This window comes from Coleofasciculus sp. B1-GNL1-01 (genome assembly GCF_040220235.1).
Classification (GTDB): Bacteria; Cyanobacteriota; Cyanobacteriia; order Cyanobacteriales; family Coleofasciculaceae; genus Coleofasciculus.
The window spans coordinates 1-25,728 of sequence record NZ_JAVJTO010000028.1; the positions used below are offsets into that span (position 1 = coordinate 1).

Below are 25,728 nucleotides of genomic sequence, written 5' to 3' on the forward strand. Positions count from 1 at the left end.
TAAATTCACTTAGTACCGTTGCATCAAATCCTGAATCCGTTAAGTTTAATCCCAAAGCATATTTCCAATCTATTCTACTCCTGACTGCATCGGCGGCTTGTCGATCAGTTAAACCTTCCGCAAATTGCATTATGGTGATTAATGCTAATCGAGCTGGTGAGATGGCTGATTGTCCACATCGGACGGGAAATACATCGACAAAGTCTTTGTCTTTGTATAGTGTCCCTAATTGATCATACATTTTCATGTATACATTTCCTCTTGGGAAAGATGCTTACCCCCTAGAGGGCGCAAGCTGATGGGTTCCTCTCAACGTGAACCCTGAATGGACGTCGGCGGTTAACTAATTATCTCCACCTTTTCTAGGTATAAATTCATATCAATTCCTACGTTCAAATGTTCGCAGTACCAATCATTTTGGCGAATTGGGATGATCCAAATCACAAAACTAATGTGCTTCCTTACTTGCACATCAAAAAAATAGAACTTACGCAATTTGAGGATGCAAACTCTATTGATAGTGGCAAGGTGGACATTGCCCACCCTACAGTCTTGAATGAACAAATATCTGGGCTTATTTCCAATCTGATCCGGACGTTTTTAATATTTTTTAACCCATTGATGACTTTTATTAAATATCTTTACATTACTTTATAAGTCGGGTAGGACTCTGCCACGCTGTCGTTGTCCCTCTAATCCATACGGTCAGCCGACTTCATTCATTGATAGCCCTTGAACGGAATTCTTTTTTCCTGCTTTTTCCCTTCAATCTTTACTCTAACTTTATTTGTTTAGTCAATTCTAAATGAAAACTTGTTAAAAACTTCATCATTTTATTCCTACAATTAATAGATAGAGTGTGTAAAAAGGTAATGTATCTCGATGAAACAGGCAAAAATAAATTTCTATCTACTAATTGTCGCAAGCTTTAAGTATTTTTGTCAACAATGATACAGATTAGCTAATTGAATCCTTTCTCGCAAATCATGCATCACTTCCCCTGGAAACCTTACGATCTATCTCATTTTTTGGCTTATCTTATGCTTTTTTCCAATTCCCGATATCCCCCAGTCTCTCCCCAAAATGCCTTAATGGGTCAGCAAAACCCATTAAACTTGAATAAGAATTTATCCGAGATTTTCCCTTTCACCTGGATCAAAGAAGGCATTCGCAACCTCAGCATATCTCATAAAATTAGTTACGGCTACGCCTTGGCGATCGGCTTATCCATTCTGGGAACAACCGGAGGATTAATTCTCGGTAATTATTACCAAGACCAAGCCCAACAACAAGAACGGGTTGCTGATCAGCAGCACCATCTCCTCAGTAACCTGGAAAATGCGACATTGGCTGTGCGATCGCATCCGCAAGAATTACTTACAGCCTCGGTGAACTCTAACCAGATTGACGCCCAAAAGAATCAGTATTTAGCCGATGTGGATCGGATGAAACGCCTACTCTCGGAGTTAGATATCTTCATCCAAGACTATCCCGATGGCTTAGACGTGAACACGGCTGAATTACATCATCTGCTTCAGGAGTATGAAGCAAATATAGACGCCTACAATCAGGTGATTGAATCACTCTGGCAAATCAGTGAATCGGAGAACCTGAAGCCAGAGGAGGTTACGGCGATACAACAAGAGTTATTAAAGGCGCTGCATCACCCTTCTACCAGCCAAGTGATGGCTCAATTCAATCACCTATCTGATCATGTCGAGGATGCCAAAACTAACGCAGAAGCGCAACAGTCTCAGGTACATCAACAACTAGCACAAGCAGAAGCCTTACGCCTGCGAATCATCGTCAGTAGTTTACTGCTATCGGTGGGTATCGCGGTACTTTTAGCCACGATTACCAGCCGTGCGATCGCGCATCCGATTGAAACAGTAACTCACGTTGCTAGTGCGATCGTCAAAGAATCCAATCTGGAGATTCGCACTCCCGTCACCACCAACGATGAAGTCGGTTCATTAGCCACATCTCTCAATCAGCTTGTCCAGTGGGTAGACGACTCAACCCAAGAATTGACACAAGCGCGTCAAACCTTAGAACAGCGCGTCGATGAACGAACCCAAGAATTGACGCAAGCGCTGCGAGAACTCCAACACACCCAAGCCCAACTGATTCAAAGCGAAAAAATGTCCAGTTTAGGACAGATGGTGGCGGGGATTGCCCATGAAATTAATAATCCGATTAACTTTATCTACGGCAATCTAGATTATGCCAAGCGATCGATTAACGACTTACTGATCTTGCTAGAACTGTATCGGCAAGAGTATCCTCAGCCTAACGCCGCGATTCAAGAACAAAGCGAAGCGATGGATTTAGATTTCCTCATCGCCGATATGCCCAAAATGCTGTCGTCCTTAAAAAGTGGGGCTGAACGAATCCAGGAAGTTGTCTTATCCTTGCGGAACTTCTGTCGTCTGGATGAAGCGCAGTTAAAACGGGCAGATATCCATGAAGGACTTGAGAATACCCTCTTGTTGGTTAGTCATCGTCTCCAACCAAACATTAACCTGGTCAAAAAGTACAGTCAATTACCCCGAATTGATTGTTATCCGGCTCAACTTAATCAGGCGTTTATCAACATTATCAGCAATGCCATTGACGCCTTAGAAGAGGTTCAGGGTAAAGCTATACCGACAATCGTCATTCGTAGTGAAACCATCGATAATCGTTGGATTCGCGTGTCAGTTTGGAACAACGGTGCAGCGATTCCAGGGGACGTTAAAGACCGGATATTCGATCCCTTTTTCACCACCAAGTCTGTAGGCAAAGGCACAGGGATGGGATTAGCCATTTGTTACCAGATTGTGAAAAAACACCAGGGTAAAATTGAAGTCACCTCTGAACCTGAGAAAGGAACCGAATTTGCAATTACGCTACCGATTCAAACTGAACAAGAGATGGCACTATCTGCTTAATCTAACAAAAGGCAGAGGTGTGGAGGTGCAGGGAAGCTGGGGAAGCAATGTAGAGACGTGCCATGGCGCGTCTGGGAGCTGGGGAAGCTGGGGGAGTCATCTTCCAGAGGTAATGAAGCATCTGTCTGTAGGGGCGGGTTTAGGGACTAATATTGATTGTTATCCCTAGCTTGGCTGCAAAACCCGCCCCGACCATAAGACGTAGCTTGCTTCTCGCGAAGGGAGTATGACAAATAACCAATGACCAATCACTACTTTAACCAAGACGAAAGGTCTCGTTGAATTAAATCTTGTAACTTGAGAATATCGTCTCGATAGAGTTCGATCAGTTGTTGGCGCTCCTCTGGCGAAAGTGGAGCCGCTTTCTTATCTTGAGAGTTCATTTGAATCAGGCGAGAACGAATCGTTTGCCTCATTTCCAGGGGTAAAATTACTCGGAGTCCAGCCCTGACTATCGTTCTCAATGGATTTTCTTGGCGTAACATCTGATTCACTGCCGTATTTTTGGGGACTTGAGCAACTTGAGCTTTTTTAGAGACATCCGGTGAAAAGGTATCATCGACGCCAACAAACTGATACATAGTTTGCATGAATTTAACTGGGTCTTTCGCCAAGTCATCATACAAATAAACTCGAATTTGCTCTCGGTCAAATTTGTTATAAAAATGCTGCAAATGCTGACAATAAAATCCCTTTAGCAAAATAAACGATTTATCAGCCCGGTATTTTATTTGGTCAGACAAGCTGTTTCGCCTTCCTTTGTCAATGGCATCTCGGATATGCATTAAATAATCCGAATAGGCTCGGTCAACTGGATTTCGCAAGACCGCAATTAACTTGGCATTGGGAACGTAACGCTTGATCCGCTCTGAGGATGATTCATAATGAAACAGATAATTAGGAGAGGCTTCCCCAATCGCCATTTCATCTGTTACCCCTTCAAAAAGTTGACAATATTTCTCAAAGGTGTCAATCTTGGCTTTTCGTTGCGTTTCAAGTTCTTCCCAGTTCTTTTCTAAAAAGTTTGTTTCTTTAACGGGACTCATGTAAATTTGTGGATGTTGTTTCAAATAGTTATAAATTGAGGTTGTCCCAGCTTTTTGAACACCGATAATTAGAAAAGTAGGAAGTTTCATCGAAGTCACTCCTTATTGAAAAAATAAAGTTATACTAAGTAGGTTTGTGGAAATAAACTTAACTAGATTAAGTCATGTAAACAAGCCTCAAACCCTTACTGTTCCCTGTTCCCTAATCTCAACCGTTAACTGTAATTGTGTCCACCCACTTAAACAGTTATTAGTCAAACCCGCCCCGACAATTAAGCTGTGACCGATAACTTATAGCTTATAGCTTATGACTGATGACTGGCTGCAAGTCGCTGACGCAGAATAAACTCCGCGATCGCTAAATCCATGGGTGTGGTTACCTTGAGATTCGTCTCTTCCCCTGCCACAATCTGTACAGGTAGCCCACAGCGCTCAAATAATGCCGCATCATCGGTAACGTCCCAATTCAATTTTCGTCCTTGATCATGACATTGCTTCAGCAGCGACACCTCGAATCCTTGAGGCGTCTGGGCTGCCCATAACCGTCGCCTGTCGGGTGTATCTTGGATAATATCCGACTCATCAACGACTTTAATCGTATCCTTAACCGGGATCGCGGCAATCAAACCCGGACAATCTCTGAGGTGTTCCGCACAGCGATCAAACAATTTGGGGGTAGCTAAACATCGGGCGCCATCGTGAATCAGTACCCGTTCCGCCGTTGGGGGTAAAGCTTGCAAGCCGTTATACACGGATTCTTGACGAGTTGCGCCCCCAGGAATCAGTTGTACGGCTTTCGTCAGGGCGAGATCCGCCAGAATTGCCTGAATATCCGTTTGATCCCCTGGCTGTCCAATAATGCCAATGTTGGTAATTTCCGTCGCCGCTTCCGCCGCCAGTAGCGTCCAGGCTAATAGGGGTTTACCCAGTAACGTGAGCAATAGCTTATTGCGATCGCTCCCCATCCGTCGTCCCATTCCCGCTGCTGGAATTAATAAATGCACAAGCTTCCGCCTTATGATGCCAAATCTCTAGTCCCGACCAATCTAATCTAATATGCTACTACTGGTTCATCCCATGAAACCACTAGGTATAATATCATGCGTAACGTAATCCCATAAGCCAAATCGCAATGGGAGCAGGGGTGTAGCAGTTCACCCCGTCAAGGTTTCCTTGGCAAACTCGTTTCCGGAAAATTCCGTGAAATTAGGAACGACCAGTCCATTAAAATTGAGCTGATATACAAGCTCTAATTATATTTGAGATGAGAATATTAGCCCTTGTTCCGGGAGGAATCAGCGATCAACTGCTGCTCTTTCCGACGTTCGATGACCTAAAAGCCAATTACCCCGACGCTGAAATCGATGTGATAGTCGAACCCCGCGCCAAAGGAGCCTATCGGGTTTCCGGTTCAGTCGATGAAGTATTACCCTTTGACTATAAAGACCGCAACGGTTTAGCGGATTTTGGTAACCTGTTGGGGATTATCCGCGATCGCGAATATGATGCGGCAATTGCCCTAGAGCGTCGGTGGTCAGTGGGACTATTGCTCTGGATGAGTGGTATTCCCATCCGTATGGGCTACGACAATAATCAGGGTAAGTGGTTTTTTACCAATACTGTACCGCTGAAAACAGAGCAGTATGCAGCGTATATGTATCATGACCTGCTCACCGGGTTAGGGATTAATACCTCCTGTCCAGAACTTGCCATTCGTGTACCAAAATCCGATCTGGATTGGGCAGAAGGTGAACAAGCCCGTCTGGGTATCCCGGAAAGCGGTTACATTATGATCGACGGCGGCTCTAACCACCTCGATCAGTCACAGGACATTGATAAAGTTTATCCCGCCCATAAATGGCAAGAGGTTATTGAAGACATCCATCAAAAACAGCCTGACCAAACTCTGGTTATGCTGCATGGTTCGGAGGATACTGAGTTAGTCGCCGCTCTCACCCAAGTTTGTCCTAATTTACAGATGACCTCACCTCCTGATAGTGGTAAATTAGCGGCAATGATTGCGGGGGCGAATTTACTGTTATGTACAGATAGCGCATCGATGCATCTGGCTGTTGCTGTGGGAACGTATACGATCGCGTTGTTTGGTCCTACTGAGGCTGACAAACTCCTACCCCCATCAGAACGCTATATCGGTATTCAATCACCCACTCGTTGGATTGCCGATATTCAGCCTGATGATGTATTAAAACAAGTTTGGCGGGGCTAGGGAATGGCACTGAAATAAGCCGTTTTAGAGCGTCGTAACCCTTGATATACCGTAGGGTGGGTTTCGGCTTCGCTCAACCCGCTTGGCTTCGCTCAACCCACCAGCATATCAGTCAGTACCCTTCTACCTATTTATGACACGATGGTTGTTATTACTCATATCTGTAGTCACCACACTGGTGGTATACCTATCGACTACCTCTAGTCCTGCCATCAGTCAGACAACAGATCTGTGGAACATTTATGATCGTGTCCTCAAGCCAGCCAAATATGTGGATTTGACTCATTCGTTCAATCCAACTATCCCAGTGTGGCGCGGATTTGATCATGCAACCTTTAAAACAACAATAGCGGGATCGGATCTACCGGATTATATTCAATCTGGACAGGAATACACCTACGCGGATCATGGGTTTATTGCCACCGCCTATGAACTGCCCACGGATCAGTATGGGACACAACTTGATCCTCCCGCTCACTGGGATGAGTACGGTGCAACGATCAGTGATTTGCCTGCTACGTATACAATTAGACCCTTAGTCGTCGTTGATATTCATCAGAAAGTAGCCGACAATCCGGGCTATCACGCCACCGTTGCGGATATCCAGGCGTGGGAAGCCAAACACGGTCAGATCCCCCAAGGATCAGTGGTGATGATCCGCTCAGACTGGTCAAAAAAATGGTCTGAGGTTGAACGCTTTAATCAAAAGCCGTTTCCTGGTGTGAGTCTGGAGGCGCTCAAGTTTCTACATTTGCAGCGTAATATCCTTTTTCATGGTCATGAGCCGTTGGATACGGATACAACACCCAATCTGGAAGGCGAATATTGGCTGTTGCACAATCATTATACTCAGGCAGAAGGTGTAACCAACCTCGATAAAGTGCCAGAAGCGGGTGCTTTAATTGCCATTGGTTTTGCCAAGCCAGAAGGGGGAACTGGGGGATATGCTCGCTACGTTGCGATTTGTCCACCCGATTGGCAGTATGGTATATCGGTGTTGGACACCCCAGGAGCGCCATTGCCGAAACAGCCTTATCCGCTACGGCGTGATCCCAATGGTGTGTTAAAGCCAACACCAAGATGAACCACCATCTGTATACAGCGTCTGTGGGTAAGCCCTCACCCCTCTAAGTCTCAAGTTCTTTTTGGGGGAAACATTAGCTGAAACAACGTATCATCGAGTTCATACCCTAACATTTGAGCCATGGATTTGAGGCGCGACTGGTTAGGCAAACTAATTTGTTGTAACCAGTTATTCACCACAAAAACCTTTTGCATCATGAAAATTTCTAAGGCTTCTGGGTTATATTGAATCCCTTCCGTGCGATTGAACTGATGGGGGACAAGCATCGCCGTGTAGCGAGCGAGTTCCCCAGCTTTCCAATCCAGTAAAAACGGTAACCACGGATACTGAACATCCAAGCGGATAAACCACAGACGGATCTCCGGAATTTCTGACCATTCCCGTGGATCATTGGGTTCGCGAGGGTAGTTAAACTCAAAGCGTAACTGCTGCTCATAGTTTGCGATCGCTCCCTCGGTCAACCACTTATCAATCACAGTCTGGACGGGCGATAGGTCTAAATCATTGATGGAATGGGAATTGAGTTTAATTGTGATTGCCACTAATCTTTATCCGCTCCACAACACTTGGACGTAGAAACGCACTGTTACAGCGTCTGTACATTGCCTGGATTACTTCGGTCTTTCATCGAAGTCGAAGGGTCAACCAGTCCCCAGGCTTAACCTCGGATCAAGCTTACCTTAGTTTTCATTAACACAATCAATGCTACCCGACTTGATATCAATCCACAGTAGACAGACTCAAACCATCTAAGGTAAAGTGGTAATGAGTTTGCCTTACAGTGTCAGATGCTAAGTCATTCAGACCCAAACCTGAACAAAGCTTGGCAAAAAAGATTATATCCGCAAACATAATGCACTTGTAACCAGTGCATGACGGGATTTCTATCAGGCTCCCCTTCAGGGTAGAGCTTGAAACTACTCCCCATACAGCTAACCACCCTATTCAACGTATCGACTATGCAGAAAGAAGCGGCAGTTGTCAAACCAATTCGCTCATTGGAAGACGCCCTCAATCGATGTCAAGCGTTAGGAATGCGCTTGTCGCGTCAACGCCGCTTAATTTTAGAATTACTGTGGCAAGATCGAGAGCATCTCTGTGCCAGAGAAATTTATGATCGCCTGAATCAGCAAGGCAAAGAAATTGGTCATACTTCTGTGTACCAAAATCTAGAGGCGCTATCGTCTCAAGGCATTATTGAATGTATTGAGCGATCCGATGGACGGCTTTACGGGAATATCAGCGATGCACACAGCCATGTTAATTGTGTGGATACGAATCAGATTATGGATGTATACGTAGAATTACCAGAGGAACTAATCCAGCACATTGAGCAACAAACTGGCGTTAAGATTACTGAGTATCGGATTGACTTCTACGGTTATCGCAACGGTCAAGGGAATGATAAATGATCACCAATAATGGCGGCGGTTCCTTTTCCTGCGATCGCGGTAAAGAAAGGTTATCACACCTGAGTGCGATCACCCAGAGATGATCAGCTCTGATTAGGATTATGTAGGGGCGGGTTTAGGAACATAATTAGGATGTTACCCATACCATTTCAACAAAACCCGCCCTTTTTCAATTATCGGGGATTCCGTCGGGGTGGGTTTAGTCGCATCCCTTGCTAGTTAGAAACGATAGTCGTAAAACCCGCCTCTATACAGGCGCTATACCCTCTTTCCCAAGTGAAGGGTGGTAACTCTCTCATCCCTGATTCTTTGCCAAAAACTCTCGCATATACTGATTCACTAACTGCGGCTGTTCCTGCTGTACCCAATGGCTACAATTCGGAATGTAGCGGATTTGCAAATCTGGCACATAATTATTTGTATTATAGGTCAATTCTTTGCCCAAAGCCGTATCATTTTCTCCCCAAATCAGTAGAGTTGGGATGGGCAGAATATCCCACTGATGCTGCTTAAATATCCCCTTAAAGACATTACGGTAGTAGTTAAGCATGGCAGTCATAGCACCCCGTTTAGCCGCCGCATCTTTATAGGCGTTTAAGTCTACTTCCGAAAAGGCACGTTTGTCAATTGCCATATCGATAAAACTCGACGCAATCAGTCGATAGTCATCCCACTGAAACAGTAACTCTGGGAGTAAAGGGAGTTGAAAGAAAAAGATATACCAACTTCGCAGGAGTTGTTGCGGATTACTGCGTAACGCTTCTGCAAATTTGGCGGGATGAGGAATATTCATGACAATTAACTTATCAACCAGTTCGGGATAAGTATAGGCAACATACCAAGCAATCATTCCTCCCCAATCATGTCCGACTAAGAGACAGCTTTCATACCCTAATCCTTGAATAACTCCTTTAATATCGTTAACTAACTCGCTGATCTGATAAGCTAATATATCTTTGGGCTTATCGCTGTCATTGTAACCCCGCAGATCAACGGCAACAACTTTATAATCCCTGGCAAATTCAGGGATTTGATGCCGCCAGGAGTACCAGAATTCGGGGAAACCATGCAACATCAGCATAAGTTTACCTTCTCCCTGAGTGACGTAGTGTAGTTTGACACCGTTGGTGATAATATAATCCTCTTGCCAGGAGTCAGTTATTGGAGACATGGGGTTTACCTGATTGTAGTTCTCGATAAAGTTAATTATCTCATAGTTCGCTAGTTTGTAGTTGCGCTTTAGCGCTATAAACACGCGCATCGTAATTTAAAAGTATAATACAAACAAATCCAGCTTAAATGTTGACTAAAAAAAACAACTTAAAGACTATCCATATAAATTCAATCACCATCAATAATTGGAGTCAAAAATCATGGGATTACTGGATCACTTTCATCCACCGTTGAGTACTCGTCGTCACTGGCACGCTTTCCATAATGCTTGGGCAACGTATATCGCTTCCGATTTAAACCGTCAATTACCAGAAGGATACTTCGCTGAACCCAATGTGCAATTTGGGATTGAAATTGATGTGGCAGCATTTGAAGAGATATCATTACTAACCAGTCGAGTATCCGAGAATGTCGTTCAACTCCCAACCTCCTCTCAACAGGAATGGATACCTTCGTCACCCACGCAAACTGTTCCATTTTCTCCGACAACTGAGGCGGTGGAGGTGAGTATTTTCAATAGCGAAGCGGGTCCAACATTAATGGCAGCTATCGAGTTGGTGAGTCCCGGTAATAAAGATAGACCCGCGAATCGTAATACTTTTATCGCTAAGTGTCAAACCTACTTACAGCAAGGAATAGGATTAGTCATTGTGGATGTGGTGACGGGACGAAATGCGAATTTACATGAGGAATTATTACATCAGTTGGCAGTTAGAATGATGCCTCTAAATACACAACTCTACGCCGCCGCCTATCGGGTTGTGGAACGTCAGGGACAGCCGAATTTAGACATTTGGCAAGAAGCATTGGCGGTGGCAAGTCCCTTGCCTATAATGCCGTTGTGGTTGCGCGGTGAACTTTGCTTACCTGTGGATTTGAATGCCACCTACCTGCGGACTTGTCGGGAACAGCGAATTGAGGTTGATACAGCTAAAATTGTGGAATAGATTTGACGTTTAAACCGGGCGCACGTCGGTGCGCCCCTACAATTCTAATCCACCAAATAAGGTGTGCCACGCCGCCATCGTGCGTTAGCGTAGCGTAACGCACCATTTTTTAAGGTTTTTACCAAGGACTACCAATTAGAGTAAAACCAGCCCAATAGTAAGGATGAGATAAATCACTTTCTGGGCTATTTACTAAGCTTTTGGCAACGCTTATATTCCGACTGGTTCCAACCAACTGACTTGATTCGATTCGCACTTGAGAACGCAATAGGGCAAGCTGGGCTTGTCGCAATGCTTCGGCTTTAATCAATACATTCTCGTTGTTAAGTTGCTGATAAAATTCGGTCATTACCGCTAACGTCCCTAAATCATCAACTTTCCAGAGGCTGGCTAGGGCTGATTTTACCCCCGCTTGTACAGCTAATCCGGCAAACCCCATTTCGGCTTGTTCATTCCCCACAGCGGTTTCACAAGCACTTAGGGTTAAGAGTTCTACGGTTGGCGGGGCGTACCATTTCACTTGTCGTAATTCGTTTAATCCGACTCGTTGCTGCCAAAGTTGAATGTAGGGATTATAGTTGCGATCGCGGGGAAATGAGGCGTGGGTAGACAGATGTACAATATCAAAGGGGGTGTCTCGGCGCTGAGTCTTGAAATTCTCTAAAGTAAATTGGTCATTTAGCAATAATTTTCCTTGCCCAACTTCCGCTAAAATTGTGGATAATTCAATCGGAACAGCAGGTAATGGAGAAAGGGTGGAATCCGGAAACTCGGCAGCCCCCATAGCTAAGATAGTTGCGTTGTCTAAACGTTGGTAACGGGTATCAGTTAGACTAACACTGGGGATTAAACCAACGCTATAGGTTTCAATCAGAAATTGCTGTCCGTCGTGTAAGGCTGCTAGGGGAATTGTGCGTAATCCCGCGTCCATTGAGAAAATGAGTGTATCAATATTGAGGGCATCGAGTTCCGTTGCTAAGGGTTCGATTAGCCACTGGTAGAGTTGTTGAGAACTGGATAAATACCTGTTACTGGTGTAATCATTGAGGGTGTGATAAAATTTCTTCACTTCCCGCCGTAGGGTTTGATAATTGGCTTGGGGAACCTGTTTAGAAATAGGAGAACCTTCGGGTGGAACGAGAACCAGTTGTAATCCATCGGGATGAGACAATGCGTAAATTACCACAGCCCGTTTTCCGGTTTGGGTTTCCATGGTTTGTAGCCTGTTTTGTAGGGAAGCGGTGGTGACTTTTTTCTGGGTAAGATCTTCGCCTAAATAGGTTTCAAATTGCGCTTCTAATAATTGGTCAATTACGGTGACAATATCCTCGCCGGGATTAATGGGTAGTTGCTGGGGAGAGTCTTGAACGTAGGGGACATTGAGTGATAATATTTGTTGATTGGGTATTTTCCAGGTAAAGGTGTAGTTTCCGGTTTCAGCATCTTGATTGATTTGAGGATTGACATCAAGAGTATCGCCGACAAGAAAGGCGAGAGATTCTAGGGGATTGGGGTTAGATGGAGTCTCTGGAGTTGATTCAGAATTAGAACTAGAGGGTGATGGAGAACCAGAGGTTAATTGAGGACTAGGATTGGGTTCGGCTGGAAGGGGATTGGGATCAGGTGGCGGGGGTGAAGCCGGAGAGACTGATATAATCTGAATGCGATCGCGGTCTTGTTTGTGAGTGTGTAGATAGCTTTGTGTGGGGAGAATCTGGCTTTCGGGATTATCGTTTCCTCGCGTTATCGCGCCTTCAGTACCATTGATATCAGCATTCCCGACAATAAATGGGGTAATTCCCTCTCCACCATGGCGAATGAAAATTGATCCGCCGTCAGCCACCCCAGCCGTAGAAATACTTGTCTGATTTCCATTTTGATCAAGAAAAGTATCCGTAGCTTGGAAAAATTGTCCCGTACTAATCTCAACCGCGCCGCCATTCCCATTCCCTAAACTTTGGCTATCAATTTGACTCACGCTAATATTACCCGGTGCTTTAAGAGTAATATTACCACCATTATTCAATGCCGAGGTATTTAGACGCTGGGTAGTGATACTTCGTTGATGACTTGTGAGGCTAATCCCACCCGGTGAGGTAATATCTTCTGTCAGAATCCTGTTTAAGGTGGTGATATCGATACCCGATGAATTGGTTGTGGTGATCTCACCTTGAACCTGGAGGTTATTTAAGGGGGTTAAATGACCCACGCGATCGTTAAATTGCACAACTCCTTGTTCTGAAGTTAGGGTTAAATTATAGCCCCCGTTGACGTTATCGTTAAAGATAATACCACCAGACTCTGATGTAGTCAACGCGACATTATCCGCTAAGGTGACAGGCGCATTCAAGGTAATATTATTTTGGTTGGTTTGAATATCTCCGCCAATTGTAATATCAGTCTCTGCACTCAGATCAATTTTGCCACCCCTGTCCATAAACGATAAGGCATTAACTTGACCCATGGTAATATTATCCGCCGCATCAAGGGTGATATTACCACCTAAACCCTCTCCAGACGCCGTAATTAATGCACCCGTGCTAGTGTTAATATTTGCCTCGGTACTTGTGATACTAATATCGCCGCTATCACCACTAAAGCCACTTAAAAATACAGTAATCGTTCCCGTATCAATATTACCAGGAGCAAGCAGCGTAATATCACCGCCTTTGATACCGCCTGGAGCGCTAATAATGCCGCCCGTTGTATCAATAATACCACCACTGGTTAGGGTGATATCTCCAGCATTCATAAACCCATGGGAATTGATTGTTTTACCGCCAGTAATAATATCACCATTTGGTGCATTAAGTAGAATTGCACCGCCTGATCCTGAGGATGAAGATGAATCCAGAACATGGGTGGGTAACTGAGTTATAGGCTTTAATAAATCAGCGAGTTCTGGATAATCCTCGATCGGTACTAAATCAACCAAATTGAATAGCTCAGATAAATCAGAATTCAGGGCATTAATAGAACCATTAGTAACGGTTAAACTAATTGTTCCACTACCAATTTTACCTGAAGACATCAGGTCGCCTGTTATCAGGTTATTTCGAGCGGTAAGCCTAATGTCATTACCTGTGCCATTGAAAGAAAGTGAAGCAATATTACCAGTATTGATGCTGCCATTGGGGGCATTAATGGTTACTTTACCACTCGTTCCACTGAAAACAGCCGAGCCAAGGCTACCGCTTGAAATATTCCCTTGCTCACTGGTCAGTGTGACGTTACCCGTATCACTCAATCCGGACAAAGAGGCAATAGTTCCTAAAATTTCAATATTACCTGTCGCTTGGACTGTAATCTCCCCCCCATTTCCCACAAGGCTTAATGAAGAGATACTACTATTCTGTTCCGTGCCTGTAATTTTAATATTACCCCCATTAGCGGTTAGGTTAATCGTTCCAGCATTACCGACACCTCTGTCAATACTACTATTTACTTCACCCAATACTTCAATATTACCATTATTCGCGGTAACATTAATATCACCAGCATCTCCGAAAGTGGCAAGAGATTGGGCGGCAATCGCACCTGTATAAATGTTGCCTCTATTAGCCGTGAGGGTAATAGTGCCACTATCTCCTACTGTTCCGCTTCCCCAGGATCTAAGAATACCCGTGTTGATGTTACCTCCATCGGTCACAATCGTGATATCACCACCATGGCTAAACAGAGAAGCGATAACGCCACTGGTATTGATATTGCCTACATCAACGTTGACTCCCGCAATGGTAATTGCTCCTCCTTTTGTCGTGATTTCATCCCCTGAATTCATTAAAAAATCACCAACACCATTGCCATCGGCATCAGCTTTAAATGTGATAGTTTGACCATCAAGCGTCTGAAGATTTAAGCTGTTACTAGCTATATCCTCAATGGTAATATTGTTTGTTGCTTCTAAGGTGAGGTTACCGGATAAGCTTTCCAGTTTTCCTTTAGAAAGGGTAAAGTTATCGGTGGTTTCGTCTGAAAAGAGAATTGTATTATCATTCAACTCATTATCATTAGCAGCAGGACTCTCTTGATCGACTATCGTGATATTGACCGGATCAAGTAGTACGTTGCCAGCTTGACCATTAGCTGCCATGACATCGACAGTTCCCCGAAAAACTAGATTGTTTTTCCCGGAAACTTCCACAAATCCACCATTTCCGGAATTATTCCCGCCACGAGCGAGAATAGTGCCGTTAAATGTAGTATTATTGTCTGCCCAAGCAATAACACGCCCGCCATCACCATTCAGGAAACTATCAGCCTGAATAATCGAATCCGAACTGATAAATGTGTTTTCAGCATTGGGGATGGAACCTTGACCTTGGTAATCTCCACCAATCCGGACAATACCTCCATTATGATTACCAGAGGCATTAATATCGGCATCGACGAGTCCCACGTTTTCACCAATAATAGTAATGGATTGATTGGCGGGAATGGCAGAGAAGTTGGCAACATTGAGACTGCCAGAAATAATCGAGGTTCCGGGTTGATTGGGTAAGGTTATCCCGGAATTAGCTAACTGAACGGTGTTATCCGCAGAAACAGTTAATTGGGTGTCTAATTCAGGTGGTGTACCCGTGAGGAGTTCAGCTAAATCTAAGGGGGTTACGGGGAGAATATTTCCCTGAGTATCCCGGGGCGGTTCTAGTTCTAAACTGAGGAGGTTTCCCGATTGAGCAATCTGGACTAAATTAGAGCCAGGTACAGCAACAACGGTAATGGTTCCGCCCGGTGCGCTTAATTCACCTGTATTAACCACTTGACCCGCTAATAGGGTTAAATTGTGGGGGGCGCTGACGGCTAAGTTACCTGCGTTGATAATACTGCCAGAATTGGAGTGATCAAAGGCAAATTGATTAGGAGTACCGATGAGATTTGAATAGTTATTGTCGCCAAAAGCATTAAACCAATGGTTCTGGTTAAATCCAATCCCTGTGGCGGTGGTGGCGGTAAAATTGCCGGGGACGTTTAATTGGGCGTTGGCACCGAAGATAATACCGGATGGGTTGATTAAAAATAAGTTGGCATTACTCCCGGTAACTTGGATTAAGCCGTTAATGATTGAGGGATTATTGCCAGTAACTCGGCTGAGAATATTCTGAATATTGGGCGAGGAGAGGAAGTTGGCAATTTGCTCAGATTCTAGTCCAAATTGCTGAAAACTGTGGAAAAGATTGGTATTATCGGGGGATAAAGTGCCGCCCGTGATGTCAACGCGATCGCCTGTGGTATTAACGACGGTTCCGGTATTGTCGTTGGCGGGGATTATGGGTTGGGCGAGGGTAGGGGGAGAGGGGTTTAGGGTTAAGAGGGCGAGGAGAATTGTTGGGGGGAGAAGATGGGGTTTCATGACTTTTGATTGAGTGGCTATCGGTTCATGTTGATTTAACGCAGAGGTACGCAGAGGTAAGCGCAGAGGGCGCAGAGGGTTTGTAGGTGGAGGAGGGTGGGTTTAGTTCAGGGATTGGTTGTTGCGGAAAGGGTATCGGTAAAATCTGCCCCTATCGGTTTAATTGGTGTTCAAGGTTCTGAATCTGTTCGGAATAGCCGAGGGTTTGATATCCTTGGAGGGCGAGGGTGAACCAGTGCATGGCTTCGTCGTGATTACCAAGTGCGGTTTCAATGCGCCCTAGGTGGTATTGGGCGTGGGTTTTTTCTTCGATGTCGGTGGTGTGGGAAAGTTCGATCGCTTTTTTGTAGTAAGGTTTAGCTTGGGGGGGAAGGGCGAGGTGATAGAAGTAGCGATCGCCTATTTTGCGATAGATGGCTGCACTTTCTACGCCGTCAGCAATCAGGGATTCTAAGGATGCGATCGCTTGAGTATGAAGTTGATGTTTACTATAGAGTGTGGCTAAAGCTAGGGCTTTGGCAGTTTGATTCCAGGGTTGCTGGGTAATTTGGGTGGCTTGAGTGCGAATCTGTTGGGCTTGTTGTTCGTCGAGTCGGCTGAAATTTAGTCCGCCAGGTAGGGGGGATTCATCCAGTGAGGATTCTCCGGTATCGGCTTCAATAATGAGTAGATAATCACCACCGGGTTGCAGGGGGGGTTCTCCTGGATAGGTGATTTGGGTATCGCTGACTTGGGTTGTCCATTCGATTCCATCTCCCTCCAGGGTGACAGTATAGCTGTTGGCGTCAGGTAATCCATTCCAGTGTAAGAGGGGTTTATCGGTGAGAATCGCGGTGCGCCGAGGAGTGATAATATAAGGAATCCTATTGTTCCAAGCGATATCGCCACGATGGGGACAGTTATAAGTACCTGGGGTACATTCGGTTTGTTCAGTAGCGGTGGGACAAGGATTGAGGCGATTGTTTCCAGAGGATAGGGTTTGGCTTGATAAGTCTGCACATTGCAAGATTACTTCGGAGGCGTTGGCGATGGATAATTGATCCTCTGGATAAATGTCTGTACCAATTTGCGGTTCAATTCTACGTCCACTACGCTGAATTTGTACATCACCTGTGATCTGAAGAATTTGTCCGTTAGTAAGGGGTTGAGATGGCAGGTTTAACGCAGAGTGTAGGGGATATCTAGGAACCGACTCAATATTCCCTTGATCCCTTACCAATTTTTCCCTGTTCGTAGTCGGCACTTTAGTGCCAGAATTACAAACGCCCTGAGGACAAAAGCTAACATTAGCGACAGTCTGGTCAAAAAAAATCCAACGAGATAAAAATTTTTGATCCTCTAAATCTTGTCGGCGTTCTACCTGTTTTATGACTCCCTCATTCCCAACACCCAAGGCATTCCCCTCAAGGAGAAGGAAAATCAAACTTATCAACGTCACAAGTTTCCAGTACATGATACATCTACTCCTTTAACCTGGTGTCAATGTTTCAATTGCTCGGATCACCTCCACTACCATTTATACTGCTTTAAGTCTGTGTAGTTAAAGCCAAGCAACGAATCGTAATATGCTGTAATACACTCTAGTCAAGGTGGTTTCGGGTTGTACTTTAAAATACATCATTACTTATTCCTCCTTATTGTGCTGACAAATACTCTTGAGCTAAACCCATACACTTATCTTGTTCGGGAACATTATAATTTGAGTATTTCAGTGTATTTTTCCAAGCTACTCTTGCCTCTTGCTGGTTGCCTTTGGCTTCTAGGACTTGGGCTAATAAACAATAAGCATGAGGGCTATCCACTGCAAGTGCGATCGCATTCCTTAAATCGGCTTCAGCTTCCTCTAATCGCTGTTGTTCCCATCGTATCCAACCGCGATTCTTTAAGCAAGCAGCTCTTACCCCATCATAATCGCTATGTTCTAAACACTCCCAGGTTAGTTTCAGTGCAATTTCCAGATCTCCCTGTTGCAAATGCAAGCGAGCCAATTCCGCGTAAGCATCAGGAAGTCCTCGCAGGGCGGCTTGATTAAACCGTTGTTTAGCACAGTCTATATCATCAAGACTCTCATCACATAACCAGGCTAAATTATAATAGGGTTGAGGATAATTTAGATTGAGCCAACTAGCGATATGATAGTAGAATTGCGCCCTTAATAACTGGTTGTTGTCTTGATTTTTTATTCCCCACTTATTCGACAAAACTGCCAGTTGTGAACCGAATGAAAAGTAACTGCTAATCACTCCCGCTAAAACAATCGCCACCCATTTCGATAAACTTTTCCAGGGAATCTTTGTATCTTCCTCTCCCCCATTAACCAAGGGTTTCCAACTGGGTGGAATTACAGCCGGATGTTGACAAATGACGGGTAGCCAACTTGCGCCTGGTAATTCATGTTCTAATCCCCGCAGTTGTTCTCTCGCTTGGCGTACCGATAAATGAAACGGTTCTCCGGTGGCAAAGTTTTTTAAGAAGTATTTCAAAAAGGCTTGTGCCACTGGATCAGCGACAGGTTCGCGCATGACAATCATTGGCGGGAGAGGAATCTGATCCGCCGCCAATTCTCGGACTAATCCCAACCCATCACAGGAATTAAAAATGGCTAATTTTAATCCGTTATCAACGGCTTTTCTCATCGCTTCCTTGACTTCACCCATTCTCAGGCTATTATTCTGTTCATTTTGATTGATGTATAGCCGTCCATGAGTGCTATTATTATCACTTTGGGAATGTCCAGCAAAGAAAATAATATCCCAGCCAGCTTGCCAAAGTTGTTCAGTCAATTCTTGTCGATCCGGTTCAACCAACCAGGTAATTTTAGCTCCTGATAATTGTTTCAGTAATTCCCGATCTTTCTCCAAATTGATCCCGGCGCTGTTGCCTAAAATAGCTAATATTTTGACGTTAGCCTTGCGGCGGTGGGGAATAACTGAACTGGCAGGTGGGGGATAATCTGGTGTACTGAACGCTAATTCCCCTAGGCGATACTCGGCAAAAAAGTCCCAAAGATGCCACGGTAATTTCCAGACTTCTGGATCATCGCTTTCAATAATGACCCGCACGGGTTCAGCGGGATTTAATTGAGTTCTTAGTTCTGATTCAATTTTGCGAAATCCTTCACTCTTTAACCAAGTATTAATTTGAGTTTCTAACTGCTGAGAAATATGATTAAAATCTCCCTCAGAACAATGGGTGATACCTGATTCAACAATATCTATCCCGCCCCGATAGCTATGACTTTGATAAAGTGCTGTATAGAGGAGCCGCCAATCTCTGAGGAGTTGCGGAATATCGGGGGCTGGTGGCAAACTTCCTGTGAATTGCATATAAAGATTCCCCACTTCTCCCAACCCTGCTGTCACCGAACTAAATCCAGAGCTGAAGTTACCTGAGCCGAGATTTAAAACAACGATTTTACTCATAGCAACTCCTTTGATGAATGGGTTAGGGAACAGGTAGGGAGCGTCATTCGTAATTTGTCCTTTGTTCTTTGTAAGAGGTTGATGTTCTTTGACAAAACTTAATCCAGTTAAGTTTCTTTTCCTCAACCTACTTAGTTGACCGATCCATTAATTATTTCACCCAAATTATACTATAACTTTGATGAATAGGATTAAAAATGTAATCCGTAGGGTCGTTAGCAAAGCGTAACGCACCATTGTTTAAGTCGGTTCGCAAAAATCAAATCAACGACATTAAATTTCGTCAACACACCTCAACCCTTTACCAATGACCAAAGACCAATGACAAAGGACAAATTATAGTGTAAAAGATTCGGTAACACTGACACCATTTAACACAACCTGCAAACCAAAATTAGTGCCTGGTTCGACTCGAAATTGTCGGAGTTGAACCCATAAATCTAACCCTCGCGATTGTACCGCTTGTAGCCTATCTCCAGACTCTGAAAGTAAAGCCAATGTCAGATTTCCAGGTAAATAGCGATCACCCTCCGTAGGATGGACTTGAACGAACACACTAACCTTGCGATCGCGTTCTTGAGTTAGTGCCATCACCAAAGCCAGACGTTGACCCCCCAACTCCATGCCCAAATCAATTAATTTAGCTCGCATAATATCGGCATCTGGAAAAAGTTTAACGTCAGTTTTAAATCGACGAAATGCAGGTAAAGTTTGTCCTGATATCGACGGCTCACTGTCAGACTCTAATAACTCTTCAAGCCGTTGCCAACCCGCCGCAAACTGATTAGCAAACCACTGATTAAGATTGACAATCGGGTTAGTTAATTGCTCAAAATACTCGAATAACGCATCAAGGGGTTGTAACTCTGGCAAAAACACCTGACCTATGCCAGCCGTTTGGGTAAATCCCAACAGTCTAGATTCTTTTCGCTTCGGATCAATCGCCACAAAAACATAGCCAATGCGTTCCTGCCAAACCTCTGGCGGAATCGAGCCAAATTCGGGAATCCAGCGATTGTTTTCAGAGCCTGAATAATTCTCGAATACTTTCACCGGACGACATTCTAACGTCCCCAACCCTTTAACCTTAAGATCTGCTACATCTGCCCCTAAACAGACAACAGGATTGGCAAAATCACTGTGTTCAATATCAGTATCGATTTCCATCAGTTCCAAGTAATCCCGAACCGCCCAAACTGCCAACGTATTCAAATAAACTTGTTCTGCTTTTTCGGCTGTCGGTTGTTTTTGGGCAAACCCTTGTGCCATTTGGATTATTTTGGGCATAATGGGCATGGGCAAAGCATTCTTTAAAAGTAATTCTACGCTAGTCATCATTCGCTCCTTTCCAGTCCAATTATTGTTACGACATTAATTAATGATTCTCTATAAATATCCTTGCGATTCACCAAATTTGCGTAATAAGGGAACACAATGACGCTGGTAAAATGTTGCCAACGTGGAAACCTTACAATTAAATTCTGCTTCTAGTTTTCTCCATTCTGTCTCTGGTGGTAAGCGACGTAAGATTAAAACTTGACAAGTTATATCGGGACGTCCTCTAATATGAGAGTTGGATAATTCCCCCTCTGGATCAGATTCTGCCCACTGTCGGGTTTCTGCCAAAATCGGCGGAATATCAGGGTGGGTATCCGGCAAATTCTCAATCGGATCAGTTTGATTTTCCCAGTCTGGAGGCGGTTGAGCTTCATGATGTTGTTGTTGAGATTGTTCTCGGAATAAATCCTTCAGTCGTTTTTTAAGATAGGCATCCAACCAAGTTGTCACCGTGGCTCTCGCTGGATCATAGTTCTCGATATTGCGGCACAGATACAACCAGGTGAGTTGTAGTGCTTCTTCATAATCAGGGGTATGCTCCCGCCATAGTTTCCCCGATTGTGCGATCGCCCGAATCAGTTGATCCAAGCAGCGACGCCGTTGCAGACTGCGCCGGGGATACTGGCAGGTTTGAGCGACAAGCTGACGCAGTTGTTGATCAATATCCACACCCATGAAATCACCTGAACTCGTTGCTATTGGTTTTGGAGCGGGTTGTTACCCTTTCATCCTCGGTTAAACTCATCCTTAATCATCATGTCAATTGAGTCTTGCACTCAGTTATCGCCACAACTCTCTAGTTTTTCGCAAAATTCACCATTTTTTGTGCGATTCATCTTGTCTGACATTTTTATATATATAGGGTACGGCAATGCCGTATCCCTACGGAATCTAGTTAATTCAACGATATCTTCAACGCTCTGGGGTTTTATGTAAAGGTTTGTAACGATTTTTCCCGGATTGCGAAACTTTGAGAAATACCACCGATATCTCAGCAGAGATTTAGAAAATTCATCGACGCGACTTGAATTTAGGAGAAATTTGAACAATGACTAATATCTACCAAAAATTAGCCCTTGCCACCGCTGGCACAGCTTTAGGTTTGGCTGCGGTTGGAGTTCATCCAGCTCAGGCATCAAAGATAACGTTTGATGAGTTAAATTCTGGTGTAAGTAGCTTTTCTTTTGATGGTGATGGAAATGGAATTAACGACATAGTTTTTAGCACGACAGATTCGGCTGGGTTTAACACAGTCGGTCCAGGTTCATTTATGAGCTATATCCAAGAACCTGGACTTGAGGGGACAACATTACTGGATGTTGATTTGAGGGCAGACTTTCTATTTGGAGCTGAAGACTACCTCACGTTTGGGTTTGCCCTTGATGACTTCTTTGAAAGTTCGGATACTTGGGCTGCCTTGGAAGTGTACGATAGTGATGGTAATTTGCTGGCTTCTGATTTCGAGTTTGGACAATACACATCACCAGATGGTATAAGTCAAGGCAATTTCCCAGAAGGTATTATTGAAACCAGCTTTACCGGAGTAGCCTCTTACGCCTTGTTCGACTTCAACAATGATAACAGTGGTGGTCAACGCTACATTATTGACAATTTTGAAGGAGTATTCGGCGATACGGAGGTATCTTCAGTACCCGAACCTTTGACTATTCTCGGTTCAGCCACAGCTCTCGGTTTTGGGGCTTTATTCAAACGGCAACAGTCCAGAAAGCAAAAAAAAAGCTGAGTCATTACTCACCTGTCTTAGTAATGGCTGCCTCCGTATAGTAGGCATTGTCTATCTAATTGTTAGATGAAATAAATGCAGTTTTAATAGAAAATGCCTACTCGCATCAATAGTACACATAATTATTGTTATAACCCCGACTTATTCAAGAAATCGGGGTTCTGATTTAGAGGTAAGGGAATGGTAAGCGTTAATCCTCCATCTGTTTATATTCGGTGATATCGACGCTACAGCCAATCAACCGATAAGGCTTATCTTTAGCATCTCGCACCGCTACACCACGGGAAAGAAACCAGCGAATCGTGCCATCTTTTTGCACCATCCGGTGTTCCATGCCATAGTGAGTTGTTGACCCGTCTAAATGAGCATTGATTTGATTTTCAACCTCTTGGCGATCATCGGGATGAATGAGATCTAACCAAGCCGCTTTACTATTCGCAATCTCCTGATCCTCATAGTGCAGCATGGTTTTCAAATTGGACGCCAGGTAGAATTCACCATTCTCCAGATTCCAATCCCAAATTCCCACATTACCCGCTTTTAAGGCGATCGCTTGGCGTTCCTCACGGCTGCGAAGATCGACAACCATTTGCTCCTGTTTCGCCAATTGCTCTTGTAGCAGGGTATTGGCTTGAGACAGTTGGGCGGTTCGTTCCTGATCCCGTTTGGCGGAGGCGGTTTCTAGCTGCTTGCGCTGGCTAATATCTCGCTCGATCGCCATCCAGTGGGTATAGTCCCCATTTTCATCAACCACGGGGACAATATTCAGTTCCACCCAAAACTCGGAACCATCTTTGCGATAGTTGATCAATTCCGCCCGTATGGGTTCCCATCGACATAGGGTATCACGAATTTTATCGGCTTGGGCGCGATCGGTTTTGGGTCCTTGTAAGAAGCGCGGTGTTTTGCCAATCACTTCTTCTGGGGTGTACCCTGTCATCCGAGTAAAGCCTTGGTTGACATACACGATTCGAGGACCGGGTTTGTCAATGGGGTGGGCTTCAGTAATCACGATCGCGTCATTAGCATTGAATACCGCCGATTCTAATAACCGCAACCGTTCCTCAGCTTGTTTGCGTTTGGTAATATCCCGAACAAAACTCAGGGACACTAAGCGATCGCGATATTCAATCACCCGCGAACTAATTTCCACCTGCACCGGAGAACCATCTTTACGCCGCAGTGCATGTTCAAAAATAATACTCCCCGTTGCTTGCATCCGTTGACTGATGGTGCGTTGGCGATCCTCACCAATCGGCACATCTATATCACGAGTCTTCAGATTCAGCAGTTCTTTGCGGGTGTATCCTAGTCGTCTGGAGGCATTCTGATTCGCATCTAAAATCCGACTGGTGGATAGGTCAATAATGAAGATGGAATCATTGGCGTATTCAAATAAGTGACGGTAATTCGCTTCCGATTCCCGCAGCGATTCTTCAACTCGTTTGCGTTCAGTAATGTCTCTAGCCGTACATATTACCGCTTCCACACTCTGGTGGTTACCCAGAATCGGACTTAGGATGTACTCGTAATGACGCACACCCCCAAGGGTGGGATAACTGATTTCATCGGTCAAAGGGCGTCGAGTGGCGAAGACAACTTCCCGTTGGTTATTAAATAGTTCGAGTCCCTCAGGCGGTAGGTTTAACTGCTGCACCGTTTTGCCCAAAATTTCCGCTTGGGATAAGCCAAACAGTTGCGCGATCGCCAGATTGACGTAGGTAAATCGTCCCATGCGATCCAAGACGCAGATAGGATCAGGAGACGCCGAGAGAACTTGGTCAAAGATTCGCGCTTGCTGCTGAATCCGCGTCGTCAGTTCCCGCAGTTCTGACTCATCCTGTTCCTGGGCAATGATCGCATCATTCAGATCCAGTTGGGCGACTTGGCTAGGAGTTTTCCAGGCTTGATCTGTATCCCCAATTTGATGATGATTAATCGTTCCAGTCACCAACGTGCCAGGGATGGCTTGCTGAACCGTTTGATAGGGTTGATTCGCTGTCTGAGTTTCTTGTGAGAGTTGATTAAGCTGTTCTTTTAACTGCTTGTATTTTTTGTCTAATGTAGTGAGTTGTTCCTGAAGTTCCTCAATCGTTGTTGAGTGCGATTCCTCAAGCGGGAAACCAAATGCCTGCTTGAGTGCCTCAATTACGACCGCCGTCCGATCCCGACCTGATGCCTCAGCCCGAGACCGAATTTCCTGACTTAGTTGTTCTGGAAGTCTAAATGTTGCTATTTTACTGACCATTTTTTAGTCGATTTAAATTATTGAGTTTACCGTTGTACAAGGGCGGGACGCTGAATCTCTGCTGTGAATTGAGAAATCTTCGCGTTAGCTGATTGTACAAATGTCGTGGGTTAAACTCCTTGAATTCCCAAAACCGCTTTTTATTTTGATTCGGAGTTATCGAGCTAACCAGGATTGCCCATTGCTTCCACTATAGCCGTTCTCGGCATCTGTGGTATTACAGTATTACACCATTACCAGAGTTGATCAATCTCCGAGTTGGCTAAGACAATACACCCTGAAAGGATTGGTAAGGATAGATGCTTTCCGTACTGTTCTAATCTAAAAAAACAGGACTTACGCTTTTGTGCTAACGATATCCTGTTTGGCTTGTATGCAGGATTCATCGTTAACCCTCTAAGCGAGGTTGTGCGTAAGTCCTGAAAATGGGTTTCGGTGCTCTTGTTCAATTTTCCTTCCTCCGTCTATTAAGATGCCTCAGCAATATGTCTTAAATCTTTACGTGGATTAACGTAATAATTTGTCACAGTTTTTAGCTGAACTGTTGCCCAGCGAACACGAAAAACGCCCAGGCTGGGCGCTGGTCTAGGGTGCATTACTCTATCTTAGTTTAGTCGATGAGGGGTATTACCCCCCACCCCCTTAGTAAAACAACACACAGTTATTAAGGTTGGGTGCGGAGGAGCAGGGGGAGCAGGGGAAGATGGGGAAGCTGGGGGAGATGGGGGAGATGGGGGAGATGGGGGAGATGGGGGAGATGGGGAACACCTCGACTTCGTTCGGTGTGTCAGATGGGGGAAATTG

16 protein-coding genes and 1 pseudogene are annotated in these 25,728 nt (G+C 44.6%); 6 read left to right on the forward strand and 11 right to left on the reverse strand.

All coding sequences use genetic code 11. From position 1 onward, the window contains the following. Positions 1-274, reverse strand: a pseudogene (locus RID53_RS06320) (transposase); the annotation flags it as partial. Between the two features lie 766 nt (positions 275-1,040). Between RID53_RS06320 and RID53_RS06325 the strand changes: the two are divergent. Next, a complete protein-coding gene (locus tag RID53_RS06325; protein WP_446387307.1) occupies positions 1,041-2,930 on the forward strand; it encodes an ATP-binding protein in 1,890 nt (629 codons plus the stop codon). 251 nt (positions 2,931-3,181) lie between these two features. Here RID53_RS06325 and RID53_RS06330 read toward each other — a convergent pair whose 3' ends face one another. Together RID53_RS06330 and ispD are read right to left on the reverse strand one after the other, a co-directional pair. Further along, positions 3,182-4,066, reverse strand: a complete 885-nt coding sequence (locus RID53_RS06330; protein WP_446387308.1) for a sulfotransferase family protein — start codon at positions 4,064-4,066, stop codon at positions 3,182-3,184. Positions 4,067-4,281: 215 nt separating this feature from the next. Continuing rightward, positions 4,282-4,980, reverse strand: a complete 699-nt coding sequence (gene ispD, locus RID53_RS06335) for a 2-C-methyl-D-erythritol 4-phosphate cytidylyltransferase (protein ID WP_446387309.1) — start codon at positions 4,978-4,980, stop codon at positions 4,282-4,284. Between the two features lie 260 nt (positions 4,981-5,240). On the opposite strand from ispD, the gene RID53_RS06340 reads away from it, so the two are divergent. Both RID53_RS06340 and RID53_RS06345 read left to right on the forward strand, forming a co-directional pair. Next, the gene (locus tag RID53_RS06340; protein WP_446387310.1) at positions 5,241-6,203 is read left to right on the forward strand and encodes a glycosyltransferase family 9 protein; all 963 of its coding nucleotides are present in this window, start codon (positions 5,241-5,243) and stop codon (positions 6,201-6,203) included. 133 nt (positions 6,204-6,336) lie between these two features. After that, complete coding sequence (locus RID53_RS06345) at positions 6,337-7,287, forward strand: cyclase family protein (RefSeq protein WP_446387311.1); 951 nt, start codon at positions 6,337-6,339, stop codon at positions 7,285-7,287. Between the two features lie 50 nt (positions 7,288-7,337). On the opposite strand, the gene RID53_RS06350 is transcribed toward RID53_RS06345, so the two are convergent. Beyond that, positions 7,338-7,829, reverse strand: coding sequence for a CRR6 family NdhI maturation factor (locus RID53_RS06350; protein WP_446387312.1), 492 nt, complete (start codon positions 7,827-7,829; stop codon positions 7,338-7,340). A gap of 417 nt (positions 7,830-8,246) precedes the next feature. Here RID53_RS06350 and RID53_RS06355 point away from each other — a divergent pair, with 417 nt between their 5' ends. Next, entirely contained in the window at positions 8,247-8,699 is a 453-nt protein-coding gene (locus tag RID53_RS06355; RefSeq protein WP_446387313.1) for a Fur family transcriptional regulator, read from the forward strand. Between the two features lie 295 nt (positions 8,700-8,994). Here the strand turns inward: RID53_RS06355 and RID53_RS06360 are convergent, their stop codons facing one another. Beyond that, positions 8,995-9,870 (reverse strand): alpha/beta fold hydrolase, encoded by an 876-nt coding sequence (locus RID53_RS06360; protein WP_446387314.1) that lies wholly within the window; start codon positions 9,868-9,870, stop codon positions 8,995-8,997. A gap of 202 nt (positions 9,871-10,072) precedes the next feature. On the opposite strand from RID53_RS06360, the gene RID53_RS06365 reads away from it, so the two are divergent. Further along, entirely contained in the window at positions 10,073-10,819 is a 747-nt protein-coding gene (locus tag RID53_RS06365; RefSeq protein WP_446387315.1) for a DUF4058 family protein, read from the forward strand. Positions 10,820-10,937: 118 nt separating this feature from the next. On the opposite strand, the gene RID53_RS06370 is transcribed toward RID53_RS06365, so the two are convergent. From RID53_RS06370 to RID53_RS06390, 5 genes are all read right to left on the reverse strand, one after another. Next, a complete protein-coding gene (locus RID53_RS06370) occupies positions 10,938-16,172 on the reverse strand; it encodes a CHAT domain-containing protein (protein WP_446387316.1) in 5,235 nt (1,744 codons plus the stop codon). 151 nt (positions 16,173-16,323) lie between these two features. Further along, positions 16,324-17,625 carry a tetratricopeptide repeat protein gene (locus RID53_RS06375; RefSeq protein WP_446387317.1) on the reverse strand — a complete coding sequence of 434 codons (1,302 nt, stop codon included), beginning with the start codon at positions 17,623-17,625 and terminating at the stop codon, positions 16,324-16,326. A gap of 181 nt (positions 17,626-17,806) precedes the next feature. Beyond that, entirely contained in the window at positions 17,807-19,594 is a 1,788-nt protein-coding gene (locus tag RID53_RS06380) for a CHAT domain-containing tetratricopeptide repeat protein (RefSeq protein ID WP_446387318.1), read from the reverse strand. A gap of 336 nt (positions 19,595-19,930) precedes the next feature. Continuing rightward, positions 19,931-20,929 (reverse strand): DUF1822 family protein, encoded by a 999-nt coding sequence (locus RID53_RS06385; RefSeq protein WP_446387319.1) that lies wholly within the window; start codon positions 20,927-20,929, stop codon positions 19,931-19,933. 51 nt (positions 20,930-20,980) lie between these two features. After that, positions 20,981-21,607: a sigma factor gene (locus tag RID53_RS06390; RefSeq protein ID WP_446387320.1), complete on the reverse strand. Its 627-nt coding sequence runs from the start codon at positions 21,605-21,607 to the stop codon at positions 20,981-20,983. A gap of 373 nt (positions 21,608-21,980) precedes the next feature. Between RID53_RS06390 and RID53_RS06395 the strand changes: the two genes are divergently transcribed. Beyond that, entirely contained in the window at positions 21,981-22,676 is a 696-nt protein-coding gene (locus tag RID53_RS06395; protein ID WP_446387321.1) for a PEP-CTERM sorting domain-containing protein, read from the forward strand. Positions 22,677-22,866: 190 nt separating this feature from the next. Here the strand turns inward: RID53_RS06395 and RID53_RS06400 are convergent, their stop codons facing one another. Beyond that, the gene (locus RID53_RS06400; RefSeq protein ID WP_446387322.1) at positions 22,867-24,924 is read right to left on the reverse strand and encodes a PAS domain S-box protein; all 2,058 of its coding nucleotides are present in this window, start codon (positions 24,922-24,924) and stop codon (positions 22,867-22,869) included. Positions 24,925-25,728 lie beyond the last annotated feature (804 nt).

Excerpts from the sequence above, each read along its gene's own strand:
- RID53_RS06355 (WP_446387313.1), top strand. The coding sequence starts at position 8,247 with ATGCAGAAAGAAGCGGCAGTTGTCAAACCAATTCGCTCATTGGAAGAC.
- RID53_RS06380 (WP_446387318.1), bottom strand. The coding sequence starts at position 19,594 with ATGAGTAAAATCGTTGTTTTAAATCTCGGCTCAGGTAACTTCAGCTCT.
- RID53_RS06330 (WP_446387308.1), bottom strand. The coding sequence starts at position 4,066 with ATGAAACTTCCTACTTTTCTAATTATCGGTGTTCAAAAAGCTGGGACA.
- RID53_RS06365 (WP_446387315.1), top strand. The coding sequence starts at position 10,073 with ATGGGATTACTGGATCACTTTCATCCACCGTTGAGTACTCGTCGTCAC.
- RID53_RS06345 (WP_446387311.1), top strand. The coding sequence starts at position 6,337 with ATGACACGATGGTTGTTATTACTCATATCTGTAGTCACCACACTGGTG.
- RID53_RS06395 (WP_446387321.1), top strand. The coding sequence starts at position 21,981 with ATGACTAATATCTACCAAAAATTAGCCCTTGCCACCGCTGGCACAGCT.
- RID53_RS06360 (WP_446387314.1), bottom strand. The coding sequence starts at position 9,870 with ATGTCTCCAATAACTGACTCCTGGCAAGAGGATTATATTATCACCAAC.
- RID53_RS06390 (WP_446387320.1), bottom strand. The coding sequence starts at position 21,607 with ATGGGTGTGGATATTGATCAACAACTGCGTCAGCTTGTCGCTCAAACC.
- RID53_RS06375 (WP_446387317.1), bottom strand. The coding sequence starts at position 17,625 with ATGTACTGGAAACTTGTGACGTTGATAAGTTTGATTTTCCTTCTCCTT.
- RID53_RS06400 (WP_446387322.1), bottom strand. The coding sequence starts at position 24,924 with ATGGTCAGTAAAATAGCAACATTTAGACTTCCAGAACAACTAAGTCAG.
- RID53_RS06340 (WP_446387310.1), top strand. The coding sequence starts at position 5,241 with ATGAGAATATTAGCCCTTGTTCCGGGAGGAATCAGCGATCAACTGCTG.
- RID53_RS06325 (WP_446387307.1), top strand. The coding sequence starts at position 1,041 with ATGCTTTTTTCCAATTCCCGATATCCCCCAGTCTCTCCCCAAAATGCC.
- RID53_RS06385 (WP_446387319.1), bottom strand. The coding sequence starts at position 20,929 with ATGACTAGCGTAGAATTACTTTTAAAGAATGCTTTGCCCATGCCCATT.
- RID53_RS06370 (WP_446387316.1), bottom strand. The coding sequence starts at position 16,172 with ATGAAACCCCATCTTCTCCCCCCAACAATTCTCCTCGCCCTCTTAACC.